Raw genomic sequence first — 14,516 nt, forward strand, 5'->3', positions numbered from 1 at the left:
GCACATGGGACGCACGATCCTGGGGGCGGTGGTTGGCCTGGTGCTGGCCGTGATCACCATCATGTTGGTCGAATTCGCCGGCCAACAGATCTACCCGCCGCCAGCCGGACTGGATCCACGGGTGGCCGAAGACATGGCGAAGCTCGTCGGTATGCTGCCGACCGGCGCGTTGCTGTTCGTGGTCGCGGCCTGGGTGATCGGCGCCTTCGATGGCGGCTTCGTCGCCGCACTCATCGCACGCAAGGGCCATCCGCGTGCAGCCGCCATCGTGCCCGCCTTGATGGTGATGGCAGGCGTGGCCGGCATGATCGTGGTGATGCCGGCACATCCCAAGTGGATGGGCGTAGCCGGCCTGCTGCTGCCGATCCCTGCGGCCCTTGCCGGCGCGTGGCTGGCCGGCAAGGCCGGTTATCGCGGCGAAACCCGGTAGAACATCCCCACCGATTTCTCCGACTGCGCGAAGCCGTATTTCTCGTACAGGTGTTTCGCGTCGCCATCGGCGAACAGCGAGACATGCGCGGTCGGCAGCGCATTCACGCGCAGCCAAGCATCCAGCGCGCCCATGATCCGCTTGCCCAGGCCTTGCCCCTGCAACGCCGGATCCACCGCGATGTCGACCACGAAATGGAAGCAGGCGCCGTCGCCGATGATGCGGCCCATGCCGACGACCTCCTCGCCGCGCAGCAAGCTGACGCCGAAGGTCGTGTTGCCCAAGCTGCGCCGCGCGGCTTCTTCGGATTTCGGCGACAACCCGGTCAGCGCGCGCATGCGCACGTAGTCGGCCACGCCGGGGAAACGCTCGACCAGGCGGATCGCATCGCTCATGCGCGGCTGCCGCCGTCCTCGTCCAGGTCGGCATCGATCTCGCCGGCGTCGTACACCGCGCGATCCAGCATCCCGGTTTCCTTCGCCACCAGCACCGGCACCAGCATCTGCCCGGTGACATTGGTCATCGTCCGCATCATGTCCAGCACGCGGTCGATGGCGTACAGGTAGCCGATCGCCTCCAACGGCAGCCCAGCGGCGCTCAGCACCACGGTGGCCATGATCACTGCCGTGCCCGGCACGCCGGCGGTGCCGAAACTGCCCAGCACCGAGGCCAGCGCGATGATCACGTATTGCGACATCGACAGTTCGGTGCCGGTGTACTGGGCGATGAAAACCGCCGCCAGCGCCGGGTAGATTGCGCCGCAGCCGTCCATCTTGATGGTGGCACCCAGCGGTACCGCGAACGCGGCATAGTCCTTGTCCACGCCCAGGTTGTAGGTGACGCTGCGCAGCGACACCGGCAGCGCGGCGAAGCTGCTGGAGGCCACGAAGCCGACTTCCATGCCGGGCGCGGCGCCGCGGAAGAACTTGATCGGGCTCAGCCCATGCGCCAGCAGCAGGCCGCTGTAGACCACCACGATGTGGAACGTGCAGGCCGCGTACAGCGCCACCACGAACATCAACAACGGCTTCAGTTGCTCGAAACCGTAACCGCCCACCAGCGCCGCGATCAGGCCGAAGGTGCCGATCGGGGTGAACTCCAGCACGAAGCGGGTGACCTGGATCATGATCTCGCTGGCCTCGCCGACCAGCTTGCGCATGCCGGCCACCTTCTCGCCCAGCTTGACGATGGCGAAGCCGACCATGCCGGCGAAGAAGATCACCTGCAGCACCGTGCCGTTGCGCGGCACCAGCACGGTCATGCCGTCTGACGTCTTGGCGCTGGCAGCGCCACCCAGCGCCTGGAACGGGTTGGACGGCACCAGGTTGAGCAGCATGTCCAGCACGCCGGGTACCTGTTTCTCCTTGTAGTCGGAGGCGATCTGCAACACGCCCACGCCCACGCCCGGCTTGATGATCCAGCCGAAGGCCAGGCCCACGCCCACTGCCAGCACCGCGGTGATCGCGAACCAGACGAAGGTGCGCCCGGCCAGCGCGGCGATCGATTTCTGCCCGCTCAGCGACGCCACTGCATTGATCACCGCGAAGAACACCAGCGGCACCGCGATCATCTTGATCAAGGTGACGTAGAGGTCACCCAAAGGGCCGAACCAGGTCTCCGCATTCGGCCCGAACGCCCAACCGGCCAGTGCGCCCAACACGAAGCCGGCGACCACGCGTTTCCAGAACTTGATGCGGAACCACCAGTCGAACATGCGGGCCATCCCGTCGAGGCAAGACAGCGACGATACCCGACCGCGCCGGCTCGCGGCAGTGGCCGTACTGGAACGCTGAAGTAGCGCTGTCGCATCCAGCCGTCATAATCGGCGGATCGCACCGGGAACAGAACATGCGCCGACACGCTTCCGCCCTCGCTTTCGCCATGACCCTCGCCATCAGTGGCTGTGCCAGCACCGGCAATCCGACCGTCGCACGCGACAGCGCAGTCCATATCGACGTGCCGACGATCGCCCGCCCAGCCGGCGAATCCGCCGCCTGGTGGTTCCGCAGCGGCGCCGCGCAGGCCGCTGAGCGCGGCGCGATGGCCGGCCATGCGAAGAACGTGATCGTGTTCCTGGGCGATGGCATGAGCCTGCCGACCGTGGCCGCCGCACGCATCTTCGAAGGCCAACGCAAAGGCGGCAGCGGCGAGGAAAACCGACTGGCCTGGGAAACCTTCCCCGCAACGGCGTTGAGCAAGACCTACAACACCAATTCGCAGACCCCGGATTCGGCCGGCACCATGAGCGCCATCGCGACCGGAGTGAAGACCCGGCTCGGCGTACTCAGCATCGCCCAGGATCCCGTACGCAAGGACTGTGCCGGTGCGCTGGCGGCGCCGATGCTGACCTTGTGGGAACTGGCCACCAGCAGTGGCATGGCCACCGGCGTGGTCACCACCACCCGCGTCACCGATGCCACGCCCGCCGCGACCTTCAGCCACAGCGCCGAACGCAACTGGGAAAACGACACCGACCTGACCGAGCAGGCGCGCGCCGATGGCTGCATCGACATCGCGCGGCAGATGGTGGAATCGGCGTTCGGCAACGGCCCGAACGTGCTGATGGGCGGCGGCCGCGACAATTTCATGACCGCCGCGCAGCGCGATCCGGAATACGCCGACAAGACCGGCCTGCGCCAGGACGGCCGCGACATAATCGCCGAATGGCAGGCGCGCCATCCGCGCGGCACCTATGTCTGGAATGCGCGGCAACTCGCCGATGCGCCCCTCGACACGCCGCTGCTCGCCCTGTTCCAGCCGGGCCACATGCGCTACGAACACGACCGCCCGCAGGATCCCGCGGGCGAGCCTTCGCTCGCGGAGATGACCCGCGCCGCGATCGCCCGCCTGTCGCGCGGCGCGAACGGCTACGTGCTGCTGGTCGAAGGCGGCAACATCGACAAGGCCAGCCACGCGGGCAATGCCTATCGCGCGTTGAGCGACACCGTCGCGCTGTCGGATGCCGTGCGCGCCGCCACCGAAATGACCTCGTCCGACGACACCCTGATCCTGGTGACCGCCGACCATTCGCACACGCTGATGCTCTCCGGCTACGCCCGTCGCGGCAACGCGATCATGGACAAGGTCCATGGCGGCCACAACGAGGCCGCGGCGACCATCGATCCTTCGGCACTCGCACGCGACGCCACCGGCCTGCCGTACACCACCCTGAATTACGCCAGCGGGCCCGGCTACATCGGCGCCAGCGAGCAGCAGCCGGAAGGCCCGAAGCATTTTCCGCACACCGGCAAGGAGTTCGTCGCGGCGAAACACGGCCGCCCCGACCTGACCGACGTCGATACCGAGGATCCCGACTACCTGCAGGAAGCGCTGTTCCCGCTGGGCTCGGAAACCCATGGCGGCGACGATGTCGGCATCTGGGCAAGCGGCCCCGGCAGCAACGCCGTGCGCGGCAGCCTGGAACAGAACGCGATCTTCCACATCCTGCTGCAGGCCACCCCGCGCCTGCGCGGCGCGCTGTGCGCGAAGGGCGACTGCGACGCGAACGGGGTGCCGGTGGCGTTGCCGAAGATCGAAGACTTCAGGCCGCTGCGCTAGAAACGTCCCCGGCCGGCACGGGGATAGGGGCTTGCACCATCTGCGGGCGCAGTTCCTGCACGATCCGTCCGCCATCCATCACCAATGCACGATCAGCACTGGCGATGGTTTCCGGACGATGTGCCACGATGACCTTGGTTAGTTTCAACGCTTTCACCGCATCGTTGACCAAGCGCTCGCGCATCACGTCCAAGTGGCTGGTCGCTTCATCCAAGAACAGCAGTTTGGGTTCGCGGTAGAGCGCACGGGCCAAGATGATCCGCTGTTTCTGCCCGCCAGAAAGCGAGCTACCCATGTCGCCGATGAGGCTGTGGTAACCCATCGGCATGGCGGCGATTTCCTCATGCACGGCAGCCAGTTTCGCAGCTGCCTCGATGCGTTCCTGATCGAAGTCCTGCGAAAAGAAACTGATGTTGTCCGCGATGCTACCTGCGAACAATTGATCGTCCTGCATGACCGCGCCAACGATCGCACGTACGTTGCGCGGACCTGCTTTCTGCAGATCATGACCGCCAATGCGGATGCTGCCCGACGTGGGCCGCAACAAACCCAACAGGATCTTGACCAAGGTGGTCTTGCCGCATCCGGAAGCGCCAATGACTGCCACCGACTCACCTGGTTCGACCGTAAAGCTGCAGTCTTTCAGAACCCAAGGCTCACCGTCTGCATAGCGGAAACACAGGTTCTCGACATCGATGCGAGTGTCGGCGGGCGGCAATGCCTCGAATGCCAACTCTTCATCGGGCTCGGTGAGCACGATATCCGCCAGCCGCTCGCCATGCAGACGCAGCATGCGGAATTCCACCCACTTGTCGATCAACGCAGCCATACGCTGGGCAAACTGATCCTTGTATGCCAGATAGGCGATCAGCATCCCGACAGAGAACACGCTCTTGAGAGCCAACAGCGCGCCAATCCAGATCACCGCAATACGTTCAATGCCAAACACCAATTGGCTTGCGCCATTGAAGCCCAGCCCCATACGTGCAAGCCGGACGTCGTTATTGACGGTGTCCACCATCAGGTTGTCATAGGTGCTGCGGCGCTGCGATTCCTCACCAGCCACTTTCAAACTTTGCATGCCACGAAGGGATTCGAGCAGATGGCTCTGCTGCTTGGCCGCTGCAATCAGTTGCTGCTCCGTGCGGTCACGCACCGGTCGATAGGCGATCGCACGGATGCCCATATACAGCGCAACCGCCAGCAGGGTGACGAGCGCCAGCTTCCAGCTGTAGATGAGCATCAAGCCAAACGTCACCACCGCCATCAATCCGTCGATGATGGCTTCCACGAAGCTGGTGGTCAGGGTCTTCTGGATGGCCTGCACGGAAGACATCCGCGAGGTCACATCGCCCAGATGACGCTTCTCGAAGAAATCCAGCGGCAATCGCAACAGGTGGGCGAAGACATTGCCCATCCACTGCAGGCCAAGATTCGAAGAGAGATACACCACCGACCAGCCACGCAACAAGCCAATGCCAATCTGCAACAGCAAAGCCAAGCCGAACCCTAAGCCCAGCACGGTGAGCAAACTCTTGTCGGCAGAGACCAATACCTGATCCACCACCCACTGCATGAAGAACGGGGCCAGGATCACGAAGACCTGCAACGCAACAGACAGCAACAGGATCAGACCCAACGAACGCCACAGCCCGCGCACCGGACCGGTCAACTGCCGGGCCGTGACCGAAGGTGCAGCTTTCTGCGGCTTGAACTCGGCGGTGGGCGCCAGTTCCAGCGCCACGCCGGTGAAGTGTTTGGACACTTCATCGAAAGACAGTTTTCGTTCGCCGATCGCCGGATCAAGGATCGTCACTTTCGATTTGCCGACGTTCGCCAACACCACGAAGTGATTCATGTCCCAATGCAGGATGCAGGGCAATTTCAGCTTGCCCAAGTCATCCATGTCCAGCCGCAGTGGGCGGGTGGAAAAACCCAGTTGCTGAGCGATCTGGATCAGATGGTTTAGCTTGGCTCCCTTGAGTGAAAGGGGAAAGCGGCGACGCATTTCCGGCAGGCCGATTCGCTGTCCATTCGCGTCGGCCACCATCGCCAGGGAAGCGAGGCCGCATTCGGCGGCTTCGGATTGAAGGATTTGTTTCATTAAATTTCTGTGGCGCGAGCCTTGATCAGCAATTGGTAATTCGATACAGGCATTCGATCAGTCAAGACTTAGTCCGCCGACCTTTAAAACCACTTCTTAGCTTGTTATTTATGGCCAAGCGACTCCTTTCCCTGGAGCAAAATCTTTAGCATCACAAACGAATAACCACCGAAAGCCATGACGCTAGCCATAGTAAGAGCGATTTTCACCCAATATACCCACGAGTTCACCATCAACCCGATAATTCCAACCGACGCGAAGAGAAATGTTAGAACTATGAGGGCAGAAACGACACGCCGTCGATTCTTTTGCCAATGGACAGTCATCAGAATACTTGCAATACCCAGCAACAATAACAGCGACTTCATGACCCCTGAAGCATAAATGGCTGCACCAAAACCAATCATGGCCGTAACAAAGCCAATTACTATCAAATAATCTTTCTTCATCTTTTCCTCCGAAAACCAGCCTCACGAGAAGCTTCGCGTGAGACTGGTTGTTTTCAGTTAATTCAGAAGCGTATAAATGCCATAGCCGATTGCAGCGCCGCCAATAATGACACCCCCAATACCAGTACCAATGGCCAAAATGGTCGCACCCTCTGCTAGCGCGAGACCTGCGCCTCCACCTCCAATTATCAAGCCATTGCCGATATACTCATAAGCCGACATGGACCCGGAAACCTGATCAATTTGCTCAACGGTTAGCTGCTTCATATTTGGCCTCAGTTAATTGCGACGCTTACCAAAATAGCCCCGCCAATAAAGACGGCAGCGCCAGCGCCGAATGGACCAAGCGCCACAGCGGCAACCATCATTTCCAGGCCGCCATACATGGACATTGCACCGCCCACACCGGTGATAACGTCTTCCATTGACATCCCACCATCAATGAGTTCGAGCTCATCTATCACTAGCTCACGCATTTCAACCACTCCCTGAACGTGATGCGCAATCCCCCTGCGCCTTGGGGCCAGGAACACACCCGGCACTTCGCTTGCCGCAACAAAGGTCAAGCGCTGACCTTTCCTTGCAGCGAATACAACGGCTCAAATACCCACTCAATCAGCCGGCGCTTCTCACCAAAGACGTCGGCATCCAACAACATCCCCGGCCTCAACAATTCCGCCTTGCCATACGCTGTGACGCTCTGCCGCGCAAGCGCCACGGTGATGCGATAGAACGGCTCCCCCTGCTGCGCATTTCCAAGCTCGCCCTGGCTCAATGCGCTACGGCTGATGCGCACGACCTTGCCCAACTGATGCCCGAACTTCTGGTAGGGATAAGCCTGGTAGCGCAACTGCACTGAATCCCCCAGCTCGATAAAGCCAATGGCACGGCTTGGCACCAGCAGCTCGACTTCAAGCTCACTGTTCTTCGGCAGCAGGCTCATCAGAGGCTGCCCGGCCTGCACAGCCTGGCCAGGCTTGACCAGCTGCGTGGCCACCATCCCGCTCACCGGCGCACTGACCGCAAGCGCGCCGCGCGCTTCGGTTTCCGCACGCTCCTGCCCCAGTTGCGCCAAGTCGCGCTGCAGGGCTGCTTGCGTTGCCTGCTGTTGACCGGGCAGTTCGCGCAGCGCTTGCTCCAACTGGGCGATGCCGCGGCGCGCGGCAATGGCCTGCCGCTGCAATGCCTGTGCCTGGCCGGTGTATTCCAGCGCAGTGGATTCCTGCTGCTTGATCTGCAACACGCTGACATAACGGGCGTCTTCCAGCTGCTTGAGCTTGGCCAGGGTCTCCCCGGCGATGCGGGTCTGGTCTTGTCGCGTCGCCACTTCGGTTTCGATCTGCGCAAGCTCGCGCCTGGCTGCGGCAAGCTGCGCACGCAACCCCGAAGCCTGCGCCTGCAGTTGCGACTGCTGCGCCGCCTGCATCGACACCAAACCATCGTGGCGCTGTTCCATCCCCTGCGCAAACGCAACCTGCGTATCACCACCCTCTGGTGTGACGCGTGGCGTGACTACCACGGCCAAACGCTGGCCGGCTTGCAAGGTATCGCCTTCGGTGTGATCCAGCTGGCTGATCACGCCCGTGGCCGGTGCAAGCACGGTCACAAGCCCCTTGTTGGGCACAAGCTGCCCAGTCACGGTCGAGCGACGGGTATAGCTGCCTAAGACCAAGAACAACACCACCGTCAGTGCGGCCATACCCGCACCCAGCGTCAATACCCATAACCGCAATGGCTGCGCCAACGAAATGGCCCCCAGCCATTGCGTACGACGCGCCGCCAGCGCTTCCTTGCGAAACAACAATTGCGACATTCCACTTGCCTGACCCCTGACGACAGCGACTTTTTCGCTTTTCGGCCATCACGGGGTCAATCGCAAAGGGCGAAAAACCGCATGAAACCGTTTCCCCGATACGCATAGAAACTCAAACACAGCCTTTTGCAATCAATCCCTTGGCATGCGCGGAAAAGCAGGTGTGTACAAACGACGCAAGTATTGCTTGCATGTGCAAATTCAGACCCGAAACTGAATGTCAACGCGTATTTCCCGGAATGTGACGGGATATAATATTGAATACGTTTTCATAACGCGCTCCTCTTCAAACAGTAGTGGATCCAATGGAAATGAAGCGCGAATGACCAGACTTGCAGGGCGTATCCGTAAAGCACGGCTGTCCGCCGGGATGCCCCAAAGTGCGTTGGCGGCAAGCATCGGCGTCAGCCGGGGCGCAGTCGCCAACTGGGAAAGCTCAAGCGCGGTGCTGCCTGCTACCGAGCGGCTGCAGAAGATCGCGCATGTCACCGGCACCTCGTTCGAATGGCTGGCCACCGGCCGCGGCGCGGCGCGCTATCAACCTGATCTTGACGACATCCCGGCAGCCGACATGGAAATTGTCGAGGACGATCTCGAGCTCAGGCTGCTGCGCGCATTTCGATCCTTGCCGCAAAAAGAGCATTCCCGATTCGTTGAGCTGCTCGAAAAACGCACGCCCACCACCTTCAGAACGGCTTCGCCAGCACCAGCCAGACGATCCCCACCAGCAGGAACACCGGCGCTTCGTTGAACCAGCGCAAAGCCGTTGCCGAAGGCAGCGGCTTGCCGGCATCCACGCCCTTCAGCCAGCGCCCGGCGATGCTGTAGTGCACCAGCATCAACGCCACCAGCAGCAACTTGGCGTGCAGCCAACCACCGCTGATCTTGAAGTGCAGCCACAGCGTCAGCCCGAACACGAACGCCAGGCCGAACATGACGTGGCCGAAGCGGTACAAACGACGTCCCATCAATACGAGTCGCGCGCGCACCGCAGGCTCATCGCTGGCTTCGGCGATGTTGACCAGGATCCGCGGCAGGTAGAACACCCCGCCCATCCACGCCATCACGAACACCAGGTGCGCGGTCTTGGTCAGCAGGTAGGCCATCGGGTCGCTCGCATCGTCATCGAAGCCATTAGGATGCCACGATGACCAAGACCTACGACCGCGCTTATTTCGACAAGTGGTATCGACGCGGTGATATCGGCGGCGCCGCACGACTGGCGCGCAAGGTCGCGCTTGCCGTGGCCACTGCCGAATACCACCTGGAACGGCCGATCCGCAGCGTGCTCGACATCGGCTGCGGCGAGGGTGCGTGGCGCGCACCGCTGCTGAAACTGCGGCCGAAGGTGAGTTACCTCGGCTTCGACAGCAGCGAATACGCGATCGCCCGCTATGGCCGTTCGCGCAACCTGCACCTGGCCAGCTTCGGCGATTTCGAATTCCTGCGCCCCTGCGCGCCGGTCGACTTGCTGGTGTGTAGCGACGTGCTGCACTACCTGCCCACCCGCGAACTCGACCGTGGCCTGCCCGCATTGGCGGAACTGTGTGGCGGTGTGGCCTTCATCGAGGCCTTCGCCCGCAGCGATGAAGCGGTGGGCGACGAGCACGGGTTCCTCGCGCGTCCGGCATCGTTCTATCGCACCCGCTTGCGTGCGTTCGGCCTGCGTCCGCTGGGCTCGCATTGCTGGCTGTCGCCGTCGCGGGTGGATGCCGCCGCGGCGCTGGAGTTGCCGGACTGAGTGGAAAAGGGGTCAGAGTGAATTTCGCGCCGGCTGGAATGGGCATATCGAAGATGGTTGGCCGCGAAACTTCACTCTGACCCCTTTTCCATGCCTTTTCGGGGAACCGTGGCCGCCGTCACGGGCAGCCCCGGGCGATGCGCTATGCTGCATTGCCGCAAAACCCCATCCATCGCACGGGCACCCATCGACGATGCTGCTTTACCAATGGCATGAACTCTGGCGTGCGGGACTCGCGCCCTACACCTACTTCGCCGACGCCGGCGCGAAGATGTATTCCGCGCCGGACAGCTGGCTGACCGCGCTGCCCGGATCGCAGCGCACTGCCGCTGCGTTCGAGCTGATGTACCGGCTGGGCAAGGATTACGAGAAGCCGGAATTCGGCATCCACAGCGTCGAGATCGACGGCGTGGATTGCCCGGTGGTCGAACGCGTCGACCTCACCAAGCCGTTCTGCCGGCTGCTGCGCTTCAAGCGCTACAGCGACAACGAGGATCGCCTGCGCGACCTCAAGGACGACCCCACCGTGCTGGTGGTCGCGCCGCTGTCCGGTCACCACGCCACCCTGCTGCGCGACACCGTGCGCACCCTGCTCATCGACCACAAGGTCTACATCACCGACTGGACCGACGCACGCATGGTGCCGGCCGAGGTAGGCGCGTTCACCCTCGATGATTACGTGGCCTACATCCAGGAGTTCATCCGCCACATCGGCGCCGACGAACTGCACGTGATGAGCGTCTGCCAACCGACCGTGCCGGTGCTGGCGGCGGTCTCGCTGATGGCCGCGCGCGGCGAAGCCGTGCCGAAGTCGATGGTGATGATGGGCGGGCCGATCGACACCCGCGAATCGCCGACCGCGGTCAACAACCTGGCCACGCGCCAACCGTTGTGGTGGTTCGAGAACAACGTGATCCACAACGTGCCGGCCAACTATCCAGGCGCCGGCCGCCGCGTGTACCCGGGCTTCCTGCAGCACATGGGCTTCATGGCGATGAACCCGGAGCGCCACCAGACCTCGCACTGGGATTTCTACCAGGACCTGCTGAAGGGTGACCTGAGCTCGGCCGAATCGCACCGCAAGTTCTACGACGAATACAACGCCGTGCTGGACATGCCGGCGGAGTACTACCTGGACACCATCCGCACCGTGTTCCAAGAGCACCTGCTGCCGCGCGGCCTGTGGGACGTGGCCGGCGAACGCGTGGATCCGTCGAAGATCAAGCGCAGTGCGTTGTTCACCATCGAAGGCGAGCTCGACGACATCTCCGGCTCCGGCCAGACCCGCGCCGCGCACAAGTTGTGCACCGGCATCCCCAAGGCGGACCAGCAACACCTCACCGTGGCAGGCGCCGGCCACTACGGCATCTTCAGCGGCCGTCGCTGGCGCACCCAGGTGTATCCGCAGGTGCGCGATTTCATCGCGGCACATGCAGGCAATGCCGTGGCGCCGGCAAAGAAGAACGCTGCCGCGAAAAAAACCGCGACGAAGCGAAAGCCCGTGGCGAAGAAATCGACTACTGCAAGGAAAAACGCCCGCTGATGCGGGCGTTTTCTTTTCGAACCATTTCGATCAATACGCGCGGCTGCTGACCAGCATCGCCTTCGCCAGCTTGCCGTGCATGCGGCCGATGAAGCGTGCCAGGTGCAGGGTGATGAAGAGCAACAGCACCCCGGCGATGATCGCCAACACCCACTGCCACGGCGGCGCCATCGCCCACAAGTCGTAGCCATCCAGCATCACCGTGCCCTCGAAGCCCAGCGAAGCCGCGATCGGCGTGGCGATCAGCGCAAGTGACGTCGCGATGCCGGTCACCGCGATCGCGAAATACACGGTGCCCAAGGGCAGCATCAGCAGGAAGTACAGCATCGTCGCCCAGGTACGCGGATCGGTGAACATCGCGCCGATCCGCTGCAGCAGCGGCAGGCTGGTGTCGCTGTACAACGGCCGGCGCGGCATGCGCTCGCCCAGCATGACCTCGACGATGCGCCCTTCCACCAACGCCAGCACGCGGGTGGCGCCGACGAACAGGATGAAGAACGGGATGCCGATGATCAGGATCGCCAAACCGATCGACAGCGAAGCACCGGTGGTCACCCAGGTGAAGTAGAAGATGCCCGTCGCCAACGACAGCAGCATGTAGAACACCGCCCCATAGGTATGCGGATCGACCAGCACGCCGAAGAAGCGGCCCAGCGGCGAGGTGCGTGGCTTGGGTGCCGGCGGACGCAGCGCGGTCTGCACCTTCACTTCGGTGTCGCGATAGATGTCCGCCACTTCGTCTGGTGCACCGTAGCTGCCGGCCACCGCGGCGATCACCTCGGCCTCGGACTTGCCGGGGTTCGCGGCCAGTTCCGAACGCAGGTAGTCCTCGGCGTCGTACAGCGCGTCCTGTGCCAGCGCCGGGTCACAACCGGCCAGTGCGCGGCGCAGGCGTTCCAGATAGGCGGGAATGGTGGTGGGCAGGTCGGCGTTCATGCGTCGGCATCCTTGAGCACGGCATCGAGGGAATCGCGGGTGGCGCGCCAGGCGGCGCTCCAGTCGGTCAGGGCTTCGCGCCCGGTGGCAGTAGCGCGGTAGTAACGACGCGGTGGCCCGCTCATCGAGGGCTCCACGAAGCTCTCCAGCAGCCCCGCACCCTCCAGGTTGCGCAGCACGGGATACAGCGCGCTCTGCTTGCCGGCCAGCACGCCATCGCCCAGTTGCTCCAGCCGCTTGGCGATCTGGTAGCCGTACATCGGCTCGAGTGAGGCCGCGACCACCGCCAGCAACGCCAGCGACACGGTGCCGGCGCTGAGTTCCTTGTGGAATTTGCGTAGCAGGGATTCGTCCATTGGGTGACTCCGCTAATCTTGAGTCGATACTACTGTTAATTTCGATATAGTGAATATGCCAGTAGTCACGACCACACCGATCCGGCGACGGCGAGCGCTATGCTCGGTGTCTTGTCCACACAGGGAACACCTCGATGGAGATGCCGAAACCCGGCGCGGAACACGCCAGGCTGATGCGCTTCGCCGGCGACTGGGCCGGTGATGAAGTACTGGCGCCCTCGCCCTGGGGTGCGGGCGGCCCGGCGTTCGGGCGCGGCCGGCTGCGCGTGTCGCTGGACGGCATGGCCCTGCTGCAGGACTACGAGGAAACCAAGGACGGCGTGCCGGTCTTCCACGGCCACGGCGTGTTCGTGATCGACCCGCAGGGCACCGACGTGCTGTGGTGGTGGTTCGATTCGATGGGCTTCCCGCCGGACGGCCCCGCGCGCGGGCGTTGGGAGGGGGACGTGCTGCTGTTCGAGAAGGCCACCCCGATGGGTGAAGGCCGTTACCGCTACGAATTCTTCGGCGACCGCTATACCTTCAGCATGTCCAACAAATTTCCCGGCCAGCCCGAATTCACCGAAATGATGCGCGGCGATTACGCCCGCGCCACCTGATGGAGACCTTGATGCGCGCCACCGTACTCGCCACTGCCCTGCTCGCCCTGCTGTCCGCCAACCTGCATGCGCAGGACACGAAGAAGGAACCGCCCAAGCGTAAATCCGCCAAGGAGATCATCGATGCCGCGCCGGCCAGCGCCTGGCGCACGCTCGATCCCGCCAACACGCTTTACATGGAACTGCCCGCCGGCCGCGTGATCATCGAACTCGCGCCCGGCTTTGCGCCCGAGCATGTCGCGAACATCAAGACCATGGCCAAGGGCGGCTTCTGGGACGGACTGACGATCTACCGTTCGCAGGACAATTTCGTTGTGCAGTGGGGCGATGCCGAGGGCGACGACAAGACGAAAGCCAAGCCCTTCCCCACCGGCACCAAGAGCCACCTGCCGGCCGAATTCACCCGCAACAGCAAGGGCGTGCATTTCGACAAGCTGCCGGACGTGGACGGCTGGGCACCGCAAGTGGGCTTCATCGATGGCATGCCCAGCGCGCGCGATCCGAAGACCGGCAAGGCCTGGATCGCGCACTGTTACGGCGTGATCGGCGCCGGCCGCAACAACGCGCCGGACAGCAGCATCGGTGCCGAGCTCTACGCGATCATCGGCCAGGCCCCGCGTGCGCTGGATCACCAACTCACCGTAGTCGGCCGCGTGGTCAAGGGCATGGAACTGCTGAGCGTCATCCCGCGCGGCCCGGAGCCGATGGGCTTCTACGAAAAACCCGAACAGCGCGCGCCGATCATTTCGGTCAAGTTGGCCAGCGATGTCCCGGAAGCCCAGCGCACGCCGCTGCAGTTGCTGCGCACCGACAGCCAGGCCTTCATCGATGCCACCGAAGCGCGCCGCAACCGGGTGGACGATTTCTACACCGTCCCCGCCGGCCACATCGACCTGTGCAACGTGGCCCTTCCGGTGCGCACGCCGCCAGCGAAATGAACCCATGTGCATGACGAAAAAGGCGGCCAGAGGCCGCCTTTTTCATTGC

17 protein-coding genes are annotated in these 14,516 nt (G+C 63.0%); 7 read left to right on the top strand and 10 right to left on the bottom strand.

Translation table 11 applies throughout. The features are described from left to right. The first annotated feature begins 4 nt into the window (after positions 1 to 4). Positions 5 to 430, top strand: coding sequence for a hypothetical protein (locus G7079_RS10645; RefSeq protein WP_166057282.1), 426 nt, complete (start codon positions 5 to 7; stop codon positions 428 to 430). Here the strand turns inward: G7079_RS10645 and G7079_RS10650 are convergent. Together G7079_RS10650 and G7079_RS10655 are read right to left on the bottom strand one after the other, a co-directional pair. Then, positions 409 to 825: a GNAT family N-acetyltransferase gene (locus G7079_RS10650; protein WP_166057283.1), complete on the bottom strand. Its 417-nt coding sequence runs from the start codon at positions 823 to 825 to the stop codon at positions 409 to 411. The genes G7079_RS10645 and G7079_RS10650 overlap by 22 nt on opposite strands. Continuing rightward, positions 822 to 2,144 carry a dicarboxylate/amino acid:cation symporter gene (locus G7079_RS10655; protein WP_166057284.1) on the bottom strand — a complete coding sequence of 441 codons (1,323 nt, stop codon included), beginning with the start codon at positions 2,142 to 2,144 and terminating at the stop codon, positions 822 to 824. Before G7079_RS10655 ends, G7079_RS10650 begins: the two co-directional genes overlap by 4 nt. Before the next feature lie 134 nt (positions 2,145 to 2,278). On the opposite strand from G7079_RS10655, the gene G7079_RS10660 reads away from it, so the two are divergent. After that, positions 2,279 to 3,988: an alkaline phosphatase gene (locus G7079_RS10660; protein ID WP_166057285.1), complete on the top strand. Its 1,710-nt coding sequence runs from the start codon at positions 2,279 to 2,281 to the stop codon at positions 3,986 to 3,988. On the opposite strand, the gene G7079_RS10665 is transcribed toward G7079_RS10660, so the two are convergent. From G7079_RS10665 to G7079_RS10685, 5 genes are all read right to left on the bottom strand, one after another. After that, a complete protein-coding gene (locus G7079_RS10665) occupies positions 3,972 to 6,092 on the bottom strand; it encodes a peptidase domain-containing ABC transporter (protein WP_166057286.1) in 2,121 nt (706 codons plus the stop codon). The two genes, G7079_RS10660 and G7079_RS10665, sit on opposite strands and share 17 nt — an antisense overlap. Before the next feature lie 104 nt (positions 6,093 to 6,196). Further along, positions 6,197 to 6,541 carry a hypothetical protein gene (locus G7079_RS10670; RefSeq protein ID WP_166057287.1) on the bottom strand — a complete coding sequence of 115 codons (345 nt, stop codon included), beginning with the start codon at positions 6,539 to 6,541 and terminating at the stop codon, positions 6,197 to 6,199. A 57-nt stretch (positions 6,542 to 6,598) separates the two neighbouring features. Beyond that, the gene (locus G7079_RS10675) at positions 6,599 to 6,808 is read right to left on the bottom strand and encodes a hypothetical protein (protein WP_166057288.1); all 210 of its coding nucleotides are present in this window, start codon (positions 6,806 to 6,808) and stop codon (positions 6,599 to 6,601) included. Positions 6,809 to 6,816: 8 nt separating this feature from the next. Continuing rightward, a complete protein-coding gene (locus tag G7079_RS10680; RefSeq protein ID WP_166057289.1) occupies positions 6,817 to 7,107 on the bottom strand; it encodes a hypothetical protein in 291 nt (96 codons plus the stop codon). Beyond that, positions 7,104 to 8,354 carry an HlyD family efflux transporter periplasmic adaptor subunit gene (locus G7079_RS10685; protein WP_166057291.1) on the bottom strand — a complete coding sequence of 417 codons (1,251 nt, stop codon included), beginning with the start codon at positions 8,352 to 8,354 and terminating at the stop codon, positions 7,104 to 7,106. Before G7079_RS10685 ends, G7079_RS10680 begins: the two co-directional genes overlap by 4 nt. 322 nt (positions 8,355 to 8,676) lie before the next feature. Here G7079_RS10685 and G7079_RS10690 point away from each other — a divergent pair, with 322 nt between their 5' ends. After that, on the top strand, positions 8,677 to 9,105 hold the full coding sequence (locus G7079_RS10690; protein WP_166057292.1) for a helix-turn-helix domain-containing protein: 429 nt from the start codon (positions 8,677 to 8,679) through the stop codon (positions 9,103 to 9,105). Here G7079_RS10690 and G7079_RS10695 read toward each other — a convergent pair. After that, the gene (locus G7079_RS10695; protein WP_166057293.1) at positions 9,041 to 9,460 is read right to left on the bottom strand and encodes a CopD family protein; all 420 of its coding nucleotides are present in this window, start codon (positions 9,458 to 9,460) and stop codon (positions 9,041 to 9,043) included. The genes G7079_RS10690 and G7079_RS10695 overlap by 65 nt on opposite strands. A 41-nt stretch (positions 9,461 to 9,501) precedes the next feature. Between G7079_RS10695 and G7079_RS10700 the strand changes: the two genes are divergently transcribed. Together G7079_RS10700 and phaZ are read left to right on the top strand one after the other, a co-directional pair. Continuing rightward, a complete protein-coding gene (locus tag G7079_RS10700; protein ID WP_166057294.1) occupies positions 9,502 to 10,095 on the top strand; it encodes a class I SAM-dependent methyltransferase in 594 nt (197 codons plus the stop codon). Between the two features lie 196 nt (positions 10,096 to 10,291). After that, on the top strand, positions 10,292 to 11,638 hold the full coding sequence (gene phaZ / locus G7079_RS10705; protein ID WP_166057925.1) for a polyhydroxyalkanoate depolymerase: 1,347 nt from the start codon (positions 10,292 to 10,294) through the stop codon (positions 11,636 to 11,638). 30 nt (positions 11,639 to 11,668) lie between these two features. On the opposite strand, the gene G7079_RS10710 is transcribed toward phaZ, so the two are convergent. Further along, positions 11,669 to 12,574, bottom strand: a complete 906-nt coding sequence (locus G7079_RS10710) for a sensor domain-containing protein (protein ID WP_166057295.1) — start codon at positions 12,572 to 12,574, stop codon at positions 11,669 to 11,671. After that, positions 12,571 to 12,930, bottom strand: coding sequence for a PadR family transcriptional regulator (locus tag G7079_RS10715; RefSeq protein ID WP_166057296.1), 360 nt, complete (start codon positions 12,928 to 12,930; stop codon positions 12,571 to 12,573). Before G7079_RS10715 ends, G7079_RS10710 begins: the two co-directional genes overlap by 4 nt. Positions 12,931 to 13,064: 134 nt before the next feature. On the opposite strand from G7079_RS10715, the gene G7079_RS10720 reads away from it, so the two are divergent. Together G7079_RS10720 and G7079_RS10725 are read left to right on the top strand one after the other, a co-directional pair. Continuing rightward, complete coding sequence (locus tag G7079_RS10720) at positions 13,065 to 13,529, top strand: DUF1579 family protein (RefSeq protein ID WP_166057297.1); 465 nt, start codon at positions 13,065 to 13,067, stop codon at positions 13,527 to 13,529. After that, the gene (locus tag G7079_RS10725) at positions 13,529 to 14,467 is read left to right on the top strand and encodes a peptidylprolyl isomerase (RefSeq protein ID WP_206203204.1); all 939 of its coding nucleotides are present in this window, start codon (positions 13,529 to 13,531) and stop codon (positions 14,465 to 14,467) included. The genes G7079_RS10720 and G7079_RS10725 overlap by 1 nt, the downstream gene beginning before the upstream one ends. Positions 14,468 to 14,516 lie beyond the last annotated feature (49 nt).

This window comes from Thermomonas sp. HDW16 (assembly GCF_011302915.1).
GTDB lineage: Bacteria > Pseudomonadota > Gammaproteobacteria > Xanthomonadales > Xanthomonadaceae > Thermomonas.

Excerpts from the sequence above, each read along its gene's own strand:
- G7079_RS10645 (WP_166057282.1), top strand. The coding sequence starts at position 5 with ATGGGACGCACGATCCTGGGGGCGGTGGTTGGCCTGGTGCTGGCCGTG.
- G7079_RS10650 (WP_166057283.1), bottom strand. The coding sequence starts at position 825 with ATGAGCGATGCGATCCGCCTGGTCGAGCGTTTCCCCGGCGTGGCCGAC.
- G7079_RS10655 (WP_166057284.1), bottom strand. The coding sequence starts at position 2,144 with ATGTTCGACTGGTGGTTCCGCATCAAGTTCTGGAAACGCGTGGTCGCC.
- G7079_RS10660 (WP_166057285.1), top strand. The coding sequence starts at position 2,279 with ATGCGCCGACACGCTTCCGCCCTCGCTTTCGCCATGACCCTCGCCATC.
- G7079_RS10665 (WP_166057286.1), bottom strand. The coding sequence starts at position 6,092 with ATGAAACAAATCCTTCAATCCGAAGCCGCCGAATGCGGCCTCGCTTCC.
- G7079_RS10670 (WP_166057287.1), bottom strand. The coding sequence starts at position 6,541 with ATGAAGAAAGATTATTTGATAGTAATTGGCTTTGTTACGGCCATGATT.
- G7079_RS10675 (WP_166057288.1), bottom strand. The coding sequence starts at position 6,808 with ATGAAGCAGCTAACCGTTGAGCAAATTGATCAGGTTTCCGGGTCCATG.
- G7079_RS10685 (WP_166057291.1), bottom strand. The coding sequence starts at position 8,354 with ATGTCGCAATTGTTGTTTCGCAAGGAAGCGCTGGCGGCGCGTCGTACG.
- G7079_RS10690 (WP_166057292.1), top strand. The coding sequence starts at position 8,677 with ATGACCAGACTTGCAGGGCGTATCCGTAAAGCACGGCTGTCCGCCGGG.
- G7079_RS10695 (WP_166057293.1), bottom strand. The coding sequence starts at position 9,460 with ATGGCCTACCTGCTGACCAAGACCGCGCACCTGGTGTTCGTGATGGCG.
- G7079_RS10700 (WP_166057294.1), top strand. The coding sequence starts at position 9,502 with ATGACCAAGACCTACGACCGCGCTTATTTCGACAAGTGGTATCGACGC.
- G7079_RS10710 (WP_166057295.1), bottom strand. The coding sequence starts at position 12,574 with ATGAACGCCGACCTGCCCACCACCATTCCCGCCTATCTGGAACGCCTG.
- G7079_RS10715 (WP_166057296.1), bottom strand. The coding sequence starts at position 12,930 with ATGGACGAATCCCTGCTACGCAAATTCCACAAGGAACTCAGCGCCGGC.
- G7079_RS10720 (WP_166057297.1), top strand. The coding sequence starts at position 13,065 with ATGGAGATGCCGAAACCCGGCGCGGAACACGCCAGGCTGATGCGCTTC.
- G7079_RS10725 (WP_206203204.1), top strand. The coding sequence starts at position 13,529 with ATGGAGACCTTGATGCGCGCCACCGTACTCGCCACTGCCCTGCTCGCC.